The organism is Azonexus hydrophilus (genome assembly GCF_038368255.1).
In the GTDB taxonomy this organism is placed as follows: Bacteria; Pseudomonadota; Gammaproteobacteria; order Burkholderiales; family Rhodocyclaceae; genus Azonexus; species Azonexus hydrophilus.
In genome coordinates this window covers 1,719,512-1,733,873 of record NZ_CP151406.1, presented here as the reverse complement: position 1 = coordinate 1,733,873, position 14,362 = coordinate 1,719,512, and the positions used below count along the sequence as shown (strand labels likewise).

The following is a 14,362-nucleotide window of genomic DNA, read 5'->3' as shown; positions in this document are numbered from 1 at the left end:
AGCCCGGGCCCGGATTTTCCTGAACGCGCCCCGGTTCAGTCGGCAAACTGCGGCGGACGGCGCTCGCGGGCGGCCTGCATCGCTTCGTTCAGGTCGGCCGACAGCAGCATGGCGGCGTTCCAGGTGGCAACGTAGGAAAGACCGTCTGCAACGCAGTGGTCGCGGCTGTAGTTGAGGATTTCCTTGCTGCCGCGCACGGCCAGCGGCGACTTGCCGGCGATGCGGCGGGCGATGGCGAGTACGCCGGCGTGCAGCGCTTCGGCATCGGCCCAGACCTGATTGACCAGGCCGCTACGCAAGGCTTCGTCGGCGCCGAGGTCGCGGCCGGTGTAGGCCAGTTCGCGCGCCAGCCCCGGCGCGATCAGGCCGGGCAAGCGTTGCAGCGAGCCGACGTCGGCGACCATGCCGATGTCGATTTCGCGCACCGAAAACTGTGCGTCGCTGCTGGCGTAACGCATGTCGCAACAGCAGGCGAGATCGAGCCCTCCGCCCAAGCAGGCGCCATGAATAGCGGCGATTACCGGCTTACGGCAGCGTTCGACGGCGCCAAGGCAGTCCTGCAGGTCGAGGATCAGCCGGCGTAAAGCTTCGCGGCTGCGCGCCTGGTCGGGATTGGCGATGCGCGCCATGATGCCGCCGAGCATGGCGAGGTCGATGCCGGCGCAAAAATGCCGGCCGGCACCGGACAGCACGACGACGCGCACGGCCGGCGTGGCGTCGGCCCAGTCGAAGGCGGTGCGCAGTTCCTGCCACAGCGCGTCGTCGAGGGCGTTGGATTTGTCGGGGCGGTTCAGGCGCAGTTCAAGGACGCCATCGGCCAGCGTCGGCTCGATCACCGTCAGTTCGGGAAATTGCATGGCGGACTCCAAAAAAACACCCCCGACGGGCGGGGGTGAAACGCAGGGATGGAGAAAGTACAGCCGAAAAAATCAGGCGTCGAACAGTTCGCTACCGAGCCCGGCAATCGCCGCGTCGCCGGCCATCACGGTGGCAGCGTAGGCGTTGGCCTGGGGCAGCATCTGGTCGGCGTAGAAACGCGCGCTGGCGAGTTTGTTGCGGTAGAACACCGGGTCGCCCTCGCCCTGATCGAGGTAGCCGGCCGCGGCCAGCGCGGCCTTGCCCATGAACCAGCCGCCGCAAACGGTGACGGCCAGGTGCAGATACGGCACGGCGGCGGTCAGCACGCCGCCGAGGCCGGTTTTGGCGTTGGCCGCCAGCCATTCGGTGGCTTCGGTCCAGGCCTTCAGGGCAACGCCCAGGCGCTGGCCGATCGTCTGCAGTTCGGGCTTGCCGGAGGCGCCGAGCGCCTTGGCGGTGGCGTAGACCTCGCCGAAGACGATCCGGGCGGTGGCGCCCTGATCGCGCATCAGCTTGCGGAACAGCAGGTCGTTGGCCTGGATGCCGGTGGTGCCTTCGTAGATGGTGGTGATGCGCGAATCGCGCCAGTGCTGGGCGGCGCCGGTTTCCTCGATGAAGCCCATGCCGCCGTAGATCTGGACGCCGAGCGAGGTCACTTCGATGCCCATTTCGGTGCCGCCGCCCTTGACGATGGGAATCATGAATTCGGCCAGGTACAGCGCTTTCTTGCGTTCTTCGGCATCGCTCAGCGCATGCGCGCGGTCTAGCAGGCCGGAGGTGTAATAAGCCATGGCGCGGCAGGCTTCGACGCGCGACTTCATCAACATCAGCATGCGCCGGATGTCCGGATGACGGTCGATGGTAACCAGCGCTTCGCCGGTCAGCGCATCGCGGCCCTGCTTGCGTTCGCGGGCATAGCCGAGCGCCTGCTGGTAGGCACGCTCGCCGAGCGCGATGCCCTGCAGGCCGACGCCGAGGCGGGCTTCGTTCATCATGATGAACATGTATTCGAGGCCGCGGTTCGGCTCGCCGAGCAGGTAGCCGATGGCGCCGCCGTTGTCGCCGTAGGCCATGACGCAGGTCGGGCTGGCGTGGATGCCGAGCTTGTGTTCGATGGAAACGCAGTAGGCGTCGTTACGTGCGCCAAGCGAACCGTCGCCATTGACCATGAACTTGGGCACCAGGAACATCGATATGCCCTTCACCCCGGCCGGCGCGGCCGGCAGGCGGGCAAGCACGAGATGGACGATGTTCTCGGTCATGTCGTGGTCGCCGTAGGTGATGAAGATCTTCTGGCCGAACACCTTGTAGCTGCCGTCTGCCTGCGGCTCGGCGCGCGAGCGGATCAGCGCCAGATCGGAACCGGCCTGCGGCTCGGTCAGGTTCATGGTGCCGGTCCACTCGCCGGAAATCATCTTTTCCAGGTAGATGGCCTTGAGTTCGTCGCTGGCGCAGGTCAGCAGTGCCTCGACAGCGCCGGTGGTGAGCAAGGGGCCGAGGCTGAACGCCATGTTGGCCGAACAGAGCATTTCCTTGACCGCGATGCCGAGCGTGTCGGGCAGGCCCTGGCCGCCGAATTCGGCCGGCGAGGTCATGCCGTTCCAGCCGGCGTCGCGGTACTGGGCGTAGGCTTCCTTCCAGCCGCTCGGCGTGGTCACGCCGCTGGCGGTCAGCTTGCAGCCTTCCTTGTCGCCGGTACGGTTGAGCGGGGCCAGGACTTCGCCGGCAAAGCGGGCGGATTCTTCCAGGATGGCGTCGGCCATGTCGGCCGTGGCTTCCTCGAAACCGGGCAGGCTACTCAATTCCTTGAAGCCGGCCAGTTCGTCCATGACGAAGCGCATGTCCTTGATGGGGGCGCGGTATTCACTCATTGCTTGTCTCCGATTGTTGTTTTCAGAAGGGATTGCTGCACAGCGCCGCCTTGGCGCTGCGGTATTCCTGGCGCAGGCGGGCGACCAGTTCGGCCGTCGGCATGACCTCGTCGATGGTGCCGACACCCTGCCCGGCACCCCAGATGTCCTTCCAGGCCTTGGCGTCGCGGGCGCCGCCGAAGCTCATGGCGCTTTTGTCCTTGACCGGCAGGTCGTCCGGATCGAGGCCAGCGGCGACGATGCTCTTCTTCAGGTAGTTGCCATGGACGCCGGTAAAATACGGCGTATAGACGACATCCTTGGCGGCGGAATCGAGGATCGCCTGCTTGTAGCCCTCGACCGCATTGGCTTCCGGCGTGGCGATGAAGCGCGTGCCGATGTAGGCGAAATCGGCGCCCATGGCCTGCGCGGAGAGGATGGCGCTGCCGTTGGTGATCGCTCCCGACAAGGCAATCGGGCCGTCGTAGAACTTGCGGATCTCGCCGACCAGCGCGAACGGGCTGAGCGTGCCGGCATGGCCGCCGGCGCCGGCGCAGACCAGAATCAGGCCGTCGACACCGGCTTCCAGCGCCTTCTCGGCGTGGCGCACGCTGATCACGTCGTGGAAGACCTTGCCGCCGTAGGCATGTACGTGCGGCACGATCTGCGTCGGCGCCGACAGGCTGGTGATGATCAGCGGCACCTCGTGCTTCACGCACAGCGCCATGTCGTGCTCCAGGCGATCGTTCGACGGATGGATGATCTGGTTGACCGCGAACGGCGCCGCCTGCGGATCGGCGGCCAGTTCGCGCTTGATGCGCAACAGCCAGTCGTCGAGCATTTCCTTGGGGCGAGCGTTGAGCGCCGGGAACGAGCCGATGACGCCGCTCTTGCACTGGGCGATGACCAGGTCCGGGTTGGAGATGATGAACATCGGCGCGCAGATGACCGGCAGCGTCAGGTTACGGTTGAGTGAAACGGGAATGGACAACTCAGGCTCCTTCCTTGAGGGCGCGGCGCAGGATCTTGCCGACGTTGGTCCGCGGCAGGTCGTCGCGGAATTCGATGTGTTTGGGAATCTTGTAACCGGTGAGCACGGTGCGGCAGTGCTCGATCACGTCCTTTTCGGTGATGCGCGGATCCTTGCGCACCACGAAAATCTTCACCGCTTCGCCGGAGTGCTCGTCGGCCACGCCGATGGCGGCGACGTCGATGATCCCCGGCAGCATGGCGACGGCTTCCTCGACTTCATTGGGATAGACGTTGAAGCCAGACACCAGGATCATGTCCTTCTTGCGGTCGACCAGGTAGACGAAACCTTTCTGATCGACGTAGCCGACGTCGCCGGTACGCAGGTAGCCGTCCGGGTAGAAGACATTGGCGGTCTCGTCCGGGCGGTTCCAGTAGCCCTTCATCACCTGCGGCCCGCGAATGCAGATTTCGCCGACCTGGTTGACCGGCACTTCGGCGCCGCTGTCGTCGCGCACCGAAACTTCCGTCGACGAAATCGGCAGGCCGATGGAACCGTTGAAATCGTGCAGGTCGAGCGGGTTGATCGTCGCCGCCGGGCTGGTTTCGGTCAGGCCGTAGGCCTGCATTAGCGGCACCCCGACCGTCTTCAGCCAGCGCTCGGCCACCGGCGCCTGCACCGCCATGCCGCCACCCAGCGTGACGTTCATCGTCGAGAAGTCGAGCTTGGCGAACTCCGGATTGTTGAGCAGCGCATTGAACAAGGTGTTCACGCCGGTCACCACGGTCACCGGATACTTCGACCATTCCTTGACGAAGCCCGGAATGTCGCGCGGATTGGCGATCAGCAGGTTCTTCGCGCCGATCATCAGGAAGGTCAGGCAGTTCGCCGTCAGCGCGAAGATGTGATACAGCGGCAAGGCAGTGATGATGAATTCCTGGCCTTCGCGCACCGCCGGCATGATCCAGTTGTAAGCCTGAGTGACGTTGGACGCGATGTTCGCGTGGGTCAGCATCGCCCCCTTTGAAACGCCAGTGGTACCGCCGGTGTATTGCAGGAAGGCGATGTCGTCGTGGTCCAGCGCCACCGGCTGCCAGCCATGCCGGCGACCGCTTGCCAGCGCGCTGTTGAAGCTGATGGCCCCGGGCAGCTTCCAGGCCGGCACCAGCTTCTTGACATGGCGCACGACGAAATTGACGAGGTGGCCCTTGAGTCCGAGCAGTTCGCCCATCGGCGTGACCACGACATGGCGGATCGGCGTGCGGGCGATCACCTGCTCCAGGGTATGGGCGAAGTTCTCGACGATGACGATGGCCGTCGCCCCGGAATCCTTCAACTGGTGTTCGAGTTCGCGCGGGGTGTACAGGGGATTGCAATTGACCACCACGCAACCGGCACGCAGCGTGCCGAACAAGGCCACCGGGTACTGCAGCAGGTTGGGCATCATCAACGCCACCCGCTCGCCCTTCTTCAGGCCCAGCGATTGCAGCCAGCCGGCAAAGTGCTTCGATTCCTCATCGAGCTGCCGGTAGGTCATTTCCTTGCCCATGCTGATGTAGGCGACCTGATCGCCGAACTTCGCACAAGCATCCTCGAACAGGACCACCAGTGACGGAATGTGGTCGATGTCGATTTCGTGCGGTACCCCTGCGGGGTAACTATTGCGCCAGATTTTTTCCATTTTTGTCTCCTCCGCCTTTGCGCCGGTAGTGATTTTTCTCGGCAATGTAGACCGTGCGTTCGACCACGGTATGTACCGTGCCGTGCCTGTCCTTCAATTCGACCGTATAAGTCCGCTCAAGCTCCGGATATTCCACCAGGGCGCCGCGAATTGCTGAAATTTCTTCCTCCGGCAACAGGAAATCGGCGTACAGCGTGGTGTAACCCGGCTTGCGGTAACGGATGCTGGCCGCCTTGTCCCAGACGATGTAGGCATCGCCCAGCGCCGCCATCAGCATCATCGGATGCGCGCCGTCGGTGATTGCGAACAGCGAACCGCCGTAGATCGAGCCGACGATGTTCTTGGTCTTCCAGTTCAGCGGCAGGCAGATGCGGATGTGGCGCAGATCGCGCGCCACATGCACGACCCGCCCGCCTGTCCCGCGAAACGCCGGATGCAGGTTGAAGCCCAGGCGCACCATGCGGGCGCGCCAGGCCGGCGAGAGTTTGGCGAGCCAGGCGGGTTTCATCAGATCCGTTCGATGATGCCGGCCGCACCCATGCCGGTGCCGATACACATGCTGACCATGCCGTAACGACCGCCGGTGCGCTGCAAACCGTGCACCAGCGTGGCAATACGGATGGCACCAGTAGCGCCGAGCGGATGGCCAAGCGCGATGGCGCCGCCAAGCGGATTGACCTTGTCCGGATTGATCCCCAGTTCCTGCATCACCGCCAGCGACTGCGCGGCGAAGGCTTCGTTGAGTTCGATCCAGTCGAGGTCGTCCTGATGAATACCGACCTGGGCCAGCACCTTGGGGATGGCGGCAATCGGGCCGATGCCCATGATCTCGGGCGCCACGCCGCCGACGGCATAACCGGCAAAACGGGCGAGCGGGGTCAGGTTGTGTTCCTTGAGGACCTTCTCCGACACCAGCATGACCGCGCCGGCACCGTCCGACATCTGCGAGGAGTTGCCGGCAGTGACCGAACCGCGGGCATGGAAGACCGGCTTCAGCTTGCCGAGGCGTTCCAGCGAGGCATCGGCACGCGGGCCTTCGTCGGTATCGACGACACGCTCGCGCAACTTGATGTTGCCGGACGCCAGGTCAGGCAGGCTTTCGCTGATCGCGTACGGCGTCGTCTCGGCCTTGAAGTGGCCGGCGGCAATTGCCGCGCAGGCCTTCTGGTTCGAGGCCAGGGCGAAGGCGTCCTGGGCGTCGCGGGAAATCTTCCACTGGTTGGCGACCTTCTCGGCGGTCAGGCCCATGCCGAAAGCGATGCCGAGGTTTTCCTCTTTCGCAAAAATCGCCGGGTTCATCGACATCTTGTTGCCCATGATCTGCGGCATCACCGACATCGACTCGGTACCGGCGGCGATCATCACGTCGGCCAGGCCGAGGCGGATCTGGTTGGCGGCGTCACTAACCGCCTGCACGCCTGACGAGCAGAAGCGGTTGATGGTGATGCCCGGCACGGTGATCGGTAGACCGGCCAGCAGTGCGCCGATGCGGGCGACGTTCATACCCTGCTCGGCTTCCGGCATGGCGCAGCCGACGATGACGTCGCCGATGCGCGCCGGGTCGATGCCCGGCACCTGGGCAACCACGGCCTTGATGACGGCGGCCAGCATGTCGTCCGGCCGCACGTTTTTGAACATGCCGTTACGCTTGGCCACCGGCAGGCGGGTTGCGGCGACGATGTAGGCGTCTTGAATCTGTTTGCTCATTTTTATTTGTCTCCTGACCCGATTAATTACGCAAAGGTTTTCCGGTTTCGAGCATGTGCTTGATCCGGGCCTGGGTTTCGGGGGTTTTCAGCAATTCGACGAAGAGGCGGCGCTCGACGGTGATCAACCATTCTTCATCGACCAGGCTGCCGGTTTCGACTTCGCCGCCGCACAGCGCGATGGCGGCCGACTTGGCGACCTTGTAGTCGTGGGCGGAAATCATGCCGCCCTCCTTCATGTTCACCAGCATCATCTCCAGCGTCGCGATGCCGTTCTTGCCGGCGACCGGGATGGCGCGGGCCATCGGCGGCGGCGCGTAACCGGCATCGGCCATGGCGCGCGCTTCCTTGATGGCGACGAAGAGCAGCTCGTGGGCGTTGAACAGGATGGTGTCGGATGGCTTGGCAAAGCCCATGTCGATGACTTCGACCGCGCTCTTGGCAACTTTGGCCATGGCGATGGTCTGGAACACCGGTTGCAGGAAGTTGAAAACCTCGCCCGGCGTTGCCGATTGCGCGGCCCACTCGGCAGCGCGTACGGCAAACTCCTTGCAGCCGCCACCGGCCGGAATCAGGCCGACCCCGGCCTCGACCAGGCCGACGTAGCTTTCCAGCGCCATGACGCGCTTGCCGGCGTGCATGACGAATTCGCAACCACCGCCCAGCGCCATGCCCTGCACCGCAGCGACGGTCGGCACCTGCGCGTATTTCAGCGTCTGCGAAGCGCGCTGGAATTTCTCGACGGTCTTTTCCAGCATCTCGAATTGACCGGCGGCACAGGCTTCGCCGACCTGCTGCAGGTTGGCGCCAACGGCGAACGGCGCTTCGTGCCAGACCACCACGCCGTCGAGCGTCGTTTCGGCGTGGCGCACGGCGGCGATCAGGCCGTCGAGCACTTCGTCGCCGATGGTGTGCATCTTGGACTTGAAGGAAAGGATGCCGATCCCGCCATCGATCGCCGGCAGACGCCACAGGCGAACGCCGTCGTTCTCGAACAAGGTCTCGCCGGACTTTTCCGGCGCCAGTGCGGTTTCACCCAGCACGCGCTCGGGGAAGAGCTGGCGCTGGTAAACCGGCAGCGTCGAACGCGGCACATAGGTGTTCTTGCTGGCGGAATACGAGCCTTCGGCGGTATGCACACCCGTGCGCTGGGCTTCCAGCGCCCACGCCGGCAAGGCAACCTGGCTCATGCTGCGGCCGGCTGCGATGTCGGCGGCGACGGCCTGGGCGATGTCGCGCCAGCCGGCGGCCTGCCAGGTTTCGAACGGCCCCTGCGCCCAGCCGAAGCCCCAGCGCATCGCCAGATCCAGGTCGCGGGCGTTGTCGGCGACGTGCTCCAGCTGCACGGCGGCGTAGTGAAAGATGTCACGGAAGATGGCCCACAGGAACTGCGCCTGCGGATGCGTCGCGGCGCGCAGGGCGGCGAACTTCTCGGCCGGGTTGCGCATTTTCAGGATGGCATCGACGTCGGCGGCGATTTCGCCGGCCGACTTGCGGTAATCCTGTGCCGCCAGGTCGAGCACCTGGATTTCCTTGCCCTGCTTGCGGAAGATGCCGCAACGGGTCTTCTGGCCCAGCGCGCCCTGCCCGATCAGCGCCTGCAGCCAGGCCGGGGTCGTGAAGTAGCTGTGCCACGGGTCATTCGGCAGCGTGTCCTGCATGGTCTTGACGACGTGCGCCAGGGTATCGAGGCCAACGACGTCGGCGGTGCGGTAGGTGGCACTCTTCGGGCGGCCGATCTTGGGACCGGTCAGCGCATCGACTTCGTCAAAGCCAAGGCCGAAAGCCTGGGTGTGATGCATGACGGCGAGGATGGAGAAGACGCCGATGCGGTTGGCGACGAAATTCGGGGTATCGAGCGCACGGATCACGCCCTTGCCGAGGCGCGAGGTCAGCCAGGTTTCCAGCGCAGCTAGCGTACCGGCGTCGGTGCTCTGCGTGGCAATGATTTCAACCAGGTGCATGTAACGCGGCGGGTTGAAGAAATGGATGCCGCAGAAGCGCGGCCGGATATTTTCCGGCAAGCCCTGGGCCAGTGCGTTCATCGACAGGCCGGAGGTATTGGAAGCGACAATCGCCTTGGCGCCAATGTGCGGCGCGATCTTTGCGTAGAGGTCGTTCTTCCAGTCCATGCGCTCGGCGATGGCCTCGATGATCAGGTCGCAGTCGGCGAGCAGCGGCAGGTGCTCGTCGTAATTGGCGGCGTCGATGAACTTGAGCTTGCCCTTGCTGGCGAGCGGTGCCGGGTCGAGCTTCTTGAGGCCGTCGAGGGCCTTGTTGACGATGCCGTTCTTGTCGCCTTCCTTGGCCGGCAGGTCGAACAGCAGCACCGGCACATTGGCATTGGCGAGGTGGGCGGCAATCTGCGCGCCCATCACGCCGGCACCGAGTACCGCGGCTTTCTTAACGATCAGCTTGTTCAAGCTTGTCTCCTTTTGTTGGTCTGGTCTGGTTTCGTCAAAAATAAAACGAACGTTTGAATTATAGACAGTGCGCACTTCCGGTCAAGGCATTTTTCCTTGCCCGTTCAGTGACTGGCGGTTTTTGCTCCCGCCTGGCCGGGAAGTTTCACCAGGAAGGCGGCCAATGCCGGCAGGAGCAGGATGGCACCGGCCATGTTCACGATGAACATGAAGGCCAGCAGGATGCCCATATCGGCCTGGAACTTGAGCGCCGAGAAGGCCCAGGTACCGACACCGATGGACATCGTCGCGGCCGTGAAGCCGATTGCCGTGCCGCGCTGGCGCAGCGCCTCGAGGAAGGCGGCAGGCAGGCTGACGCCCTTGTGCAGCTCGTGCTCCATGCGCTCGTAGAGGTAGATGCCGTAATCGACGCCGACGCCGACGCCAAGCGCGATCACCGGCAGCGTGGACACCTTGAGGCCGATGCCGAGCAGCGCCATCAAGGCGTTGCACAGCACGGCAACGATGGCCAGCGGCAGGATGATGCACAGCGTCGCCCGCCACGAGCGGAACTCGATCAGGCACAGCAGGCTGATCGACCCGAACAGCAGCAGCAGCATGGTCACTTCGGCAGCATCGACGGCTTCGTTGGTCGCCACCATCACGCCGACATTGCCCGAAGCCAGCTTCAGTTCGAGGTTCTCGGACGGATTGGCGGCGATGAACTTCTTCACTTCGTTCACCACATGGGCAATCGTGCTGCCTTCATGGTCGCGGGTGAAGATCATGATCTGCATGGCGTTGCAGTCGGTATCGAGCAGACCGGTGCTGGTGTCGATCGGCGTCACCGACTGGGCAAGGATGCTCGGATCGCGCGACAGCACGCGCCAGCGCGGATTGCCTTCGTTCCAGCCGGCGTTGACGGTCTTGGCCATGCCCGGCAGCGAGAGCACGCCCTGCACGCCATGAACGTTGCGCATCGTCGACTCGAAGCGGTCGAGCGTGTCCATGATCGTGAAATCGGTGCAGGCGCCGTCGACATTGCGCGACTGGGCGATCACCGACAGCACATCGACGCCAATCGAGAAGCTGTCGACGATGGCCGCCGTATCGCGGTTGTAGCGCGAGTCGTCGTGCAGTTCGGGTATGCCCTTGCCGAGGTCGCCGGTGCGCAGGTCGCGCGATTGCCAGGTGCCGACGGCCAGCAGCACGGCGGCGGCGACCAGGATGAGCAGCGCCGGCCGCGGCGCGGCGGCACGCTTCAACCACACCCACAACCAGTCACCGCTGTTCTTGCGGCCGGCCGAGCGTTGCCGCTCGCTGGGCGACAGGTCCATCCACGACAGCAGGATGGTCAGCAGCATCTTGTTGGTCACGATCATCAGCGCGACGCCCAGGCTGGCGGTGATCGCCAGTTCACGGACCATGTCGATCTCGATGTAGAGGATGACCATGAAACCGAGCGCATTGGCCAGCAGGGCCATCGCCCCGGGCATGAACAGCTTGAGGAAGGACTTGTGCGCGGCGGTCAGGCCGTCGGCGCCGCCGATCACTTCGAGCTGCCAGGCGTTGGTCATCTGCACCGCGTGGCTGACGCCGATCGAGAAGATCAGGAAAGGCACCAGGATCGACATCGGGTCGATGCCGTAGCCGAGCAGCGGCAGCAGGCCGAGCAGCCAGATCACCGGGATCATCGCGCAGATCAGCGCGACCGCCGTCAGCTTCGCCGAACCGGAATACAGATAGAGCAGCACCGCCGTGATCACGAAGGCGACCAGGAAGAAAAGCAGGACCGCACGCGCGCCCTCGGTGATGTCGCCGACCGCCTTGGCGAACCCGATGATGTGCACGGTGACGCCGTCCTTCTGATGGCGGCTGCGGATTTCCTCGAGCTTGCCGGCGACCGCCGCGTAATCGAGGCGGGCACCGGTCGACGGATCGACTTCGAGCAGTTCGGCGCTGACCAGCGCGCCCTTGAAATCGTTCGACACCAGGCGACCGACGCGTCCCGACTTGAGCACGTTGGCGCGAACCTCTTCAAGGTCTTCCGGGGTGCCGGCGAAATCGGCGGGAATCACGTTGCCGCCGGCAAAGCCATCCTCGACGACTTCGATGAAGCGGACGTTGGGCGTGAACAGCGACGTCACCGAAGCGCGTTCGACACCGGGCAGGAAGAAGACCTCGTCGGTGACTGCCTTGAGCGTGGCGAAGAACTCGGGCGTGTAGATGTCGCCTTCGTCGATACGCAGCGCCAGCAGCACGCGGTTGGCACCGCCGAAGGTCTTCTGGTACTCGGTGAAGGTCTGCATGTATTCATGCTTGAGCGGGATCATCTTCTGGAAACCCGCATCGACCCGCAACTGGGTCGCCGACCAGCTGAGCGCCAGGGTGATCAGCACGAACAGCGCCAGGAAGCTGCGTCGCCAGCCGAACAGGACCTGGCCGATGGCGGTTACGACGGAATTCGTTTTCATTGTTTTTCTCCGCTTGCCGCATCGACACGGGCAACAGCGCCTTCGCCGAAAATCATTGCCTCGCCGGCGACCGGCGCCGGTACCGCCGCCGTCCACAGGCGGCTGCCCTGCACCGGCAACCGCTTGAACGACGTACCGCCGTCACGGCTGCCGAGTACGGTGCCGTTCTGGCCGACCAGCACGATGCTGCCGTCGGTCGTCATGGTGCTGCCGAACAGCGAACCGGCGCCCTCGCTGGTCAGCGTTTGCCAGCTGTCGCCACGGTCGTCGCTGCGCAGCACCGTGCCGCGCATGCCATAGACCAGCACGCCACCCTGGGCCAGCGGCTGGATGCCGAAATACGAGCCGGCGTAGGCCGGCGGCAGAATTTCCCAGTTGGCACCGCCATCGTTCGAGCGCAGCAAGGTGCCGGCCTCGCCGGCGATCATCAGGGTGCCGTCGGCCAGACGGGCCAGGGCGTTGAAGTGACGGTCGCCGTCGACGATCTGGCGTTCGTTCCAGTTCAAACCGCCGTCGGTGCTTTCGAAGACGGCACCGTAGGCGCCGATGGCCAGCACGTGCTGCGGACTGACGAAAGCGACGTCGAGCAAGGGACGCAGCTGTTCCGGCGCACTGAAAACCGCTTTCCAGGTCTGGCCGCCATCGTCGCTGCGCACGATCGCGGCATCGTGACCGACGGCAACGCCGAGCAGGTCGGCAAAGGCGACGGCATTCAGGGTCGTTTCGACGCCGCTGGGCACCCGGCGCCAGGCGCCGCCCTCGTCGTCGGAAATGAAGATGTAACCGCGCTCGCCGACCGCAACCAGGCGCTGGCCGGCGCGCTGCGTATCAAGCAGCAAGGCGTTGTTCAGGGTGATTTCGGTGGCCGGCATCGGCGGCCCCTTGCGTGCCGAGAAGGCATAGCTGACGGACAACGCAACGAAAACGGCAAAGATCAAACCTATGCTTTTGTTCATGAAGATTCCCGGAAGTTGGCATGCAGGCTGTCCTGCGGGGCCGCTATCGCCCCGCAGGAAGCCCAGGCCGGTCAGCGCTTAGCGCGTTCCGATGCCACGCAGGCCGGCCGGCGTGAAGTCCGCCGCGCTGCGCTTGGTCTTTTCCCAGACCTTGGGTTCGTCGTTGCGCAAGCCCATCGCCAGGTAACGACCGGACTGCAGGTCATGGTGCACTTCGATGGTGCCGTAGAACATCGGCACGTCGTAGAAGTTGATCGCATGCTGTTCCGAAACACGCCACAACTCGCCGCGTGCGTCGTACTTGTCGGAGACCATGATCATCCAGCTGTCTTCATCGATATAGAAGGTGCGCTTCTTGTAGATGTGGCTGGTGCCTTCCTTCAAGGTCGCCTCGACCACCCAGACGCGGTGCAGCTCATAACGTGCATGATCCGGGTTGATGTGGCCCGGACGCAGGACGTCGGCCATCTTCACCTGGTTGCCGGACAGCTTGTAGGAGTTGTACGGAACGAACAGCTCCTGCTTGCCGACCAGCTTCCAGTTGTAGCGGTCGGTGGCGCCGTTGAACATGCCGAAATCGTCGTTGGTGCGCAGACCGTCGGCGGCCGTGCCCGGATTGTCGTAGGCGACGTTCGGCGCCAGACGGACACGACGCTGGCCCGGATTGTAGGTCCACGCGGTACGCGGCTCCTTCAACTGGTCCACCGTTTCGTGCACCAGCAGGATCTGGCCGGCCAGGCGGGCCGGTGCCGTCACCGTCTGCAGGAAGTTCACCAGCTTGTTCGGCTCGCGGTCCTTCTCCGGCTTGGTCAGGTTGCCATAGGAAAAGTCATACTCGTACTCGAAGCGCACCGGCGTATAGGCGCCGTCGCGCGTCACTGCCGCCTGGCTCCAGTTCATCGCATAGGTATCGCCCTTGTAGCGCATGACCGTGTTCCAGATCGCTTCCAGGCCATCCTTGGGAATCGGGAAGGGAACACCGCCGGTGGTCCCGGTCACGCCGGCACCGCCGCTGACCAGTTTGGCGCGGGTGGCGTTGGCCATCGTGTCGTCCAGATTGGCCTTCGGGAAGGTCGCGCTGCGCTGCGTCGGGTAGACGTTCATCTTCCAGGTCGGATATTTCTTGAGCATCGCGATCTGACCCGGCGTCAGCTGTGCCTTGTACTTGTCGGCGTTGCTGGCATCGATGGTGAACAAGGGCTTGTCGGCAGCGAACGGATCGGGATAGTGGCCGCCCGGCACATGACCGGCGACCGGCTTGGTCAGGCCGCCGGTCCAGGCCGGGATCGTGCCCGCCGCATTAGCCGCTGCCTCGGCGCCCATCGGCGTCAGGCTCTTGCCCAGCTTGGCAGCATCGGCTGCCGACACCTGGGCGTGCACGGCCGTCCCGGCAAAAGCCAGAACAACCGCAGTGCTCAGCATGGATAGGGTTCTTTTCATGTTCTATGTCTCCTGGTGTCTTGTC

Annotated in this window: 10 protein-coding genes; all 10 read right to left on the bottom strand. The window is 64.2% G+C overall.

The annotated features are described in order from the left end of the window. Window positions 1–35 precede the first annotated feature (35 nt). Complete coding sequence (locus AADV58_RS08240; RefSeq protein ID WP_341742861.1) at window positions 36–857, bottom strand: crotonase/enoyl-CoA hydratase family protein; 822 nt, start codon at window positions 855–857, stop codon at window positions 36–38. 72 nt (window positions 858–929) lie between these two features. Further along, a complete protein-coding gene (locus tag AADV58_RS08235; protein ID WP_341742860.1) occupies window positions 930–2,729 on the bottom strand; it encodes an acyl-CoA dehydrogenase C-terminal domain-containing protein in 1,800 nt (599 codons plus the stop codon). A 22-nt stretch (window positions 2,730–2,751) separates the two neighbouring features. After that, window positions 2,752–3,699 carry an NAD(P)H-dependent flavin oxidoreductase gene (locus tag AADV58_RS08230; RefSeq protein WP_028995821.1) on the bottom strand — a complete coding sequence of 316 codons (948 nt, stop codon included), beginning with the start codon at window positions 3,697–3,699 and terminating at the stop codon, window positions 2,752–2,754. A gap of 1 nt (window position 3,700) precedes the next feature. Continuing rightward, a complete protein-coding gene (locus AADV58_RS08225) occupies window positions 3,701–5,359 on the bottom strand; it encodes a long-chain-fatty-acid--CoA ligase (RefSeq protein WP_281983686.1) in 1,659 nt (552 codons plus the stop codon). Further along, window positions 5,337–5,867, bottom strand: coding sequence for a DUF4442 domain-containing protein (locus tag AADV58_RS08220; RefSeq protein ID WP_028995823.1), 531 nt, complete (start codon window positions 5,865–5,867; stop codon window positions 5,337–5,339). Before AADV58_RS08220 ends, AADV58_RS08225 begins: the two co-directional genes overlap by 23 nt. Continuing rightward, window positions 5,867–7,066: an acetyl-CoA C-acyltransferase gene (locus AADV58_RS08215; protein ID WP_341742859.1), complete on the bottom strand. Its 1,200-nt coding sequence runs from the start codon at window positions 7,064–7,066 to the stop codon at window positions 5,867–5,869. Before AADV58_RS08215 ends, AADV58_RS08220 begins: the two co-directional genes overlap by 1 nt. Before the next feature lie 22 nt (window positions 7,067–7,088). Next, window positions 7,089–9,488: a 3-hydroxyacyl-CoA dehydrogenase/enoyl-CoA hydratase family protein gene (locus AADV58_RS08210; protein ID WP_341742858.1), complete on the bottom strand. Its 2,400-nt coding sequence runs from the start codon at window positions 9,486–9,488 to the stop codon at window positions 7,089–7,091. 104 nt (window positions 9,489–9,592) lie between these two features. Continuing rightward, window positions 9,593–11,941 (bottom strand): efflux RND transporter permease subunit, encoded by a 2,349-nt coding sequence (locus tag AADV58_RS08205; RefSeq protein ID WP_028995826.1) that lies wholly within the window; start codon window positions 11,939–11,941, stop codon window positions 9,593–9,595. Next, entirely contained in the window at window positions 11,938–12,897 is a 960-nt protein-coding gene (locus AADV58_RS08200) for a WD40/YVTN/BNR-like repeat-containing protein (RefSeq protein ID WP_028995827.1), read from the bottom strand. The genes AADV58_RS08205 and AADV58_RS08200 overlap by 4 nt, the downstream gene beginning before the upstream one ends. Window positions 12,898–12,975: 78 nt before the next feature. Beyond that, window positions 12,976–14,337 (bottom strand): DUF1329 domain-containing protein, encoded by a 1,362-nt coding sequence (locus AADV58_RS08195; protein ID WP_028995828.1) that lies wholly within the window; start codon window positions 14,335–14,337, stop codon window positions 12,976–12,978. Window positions 14,338–14,362 lie beyond the last annotated feature (25 nt).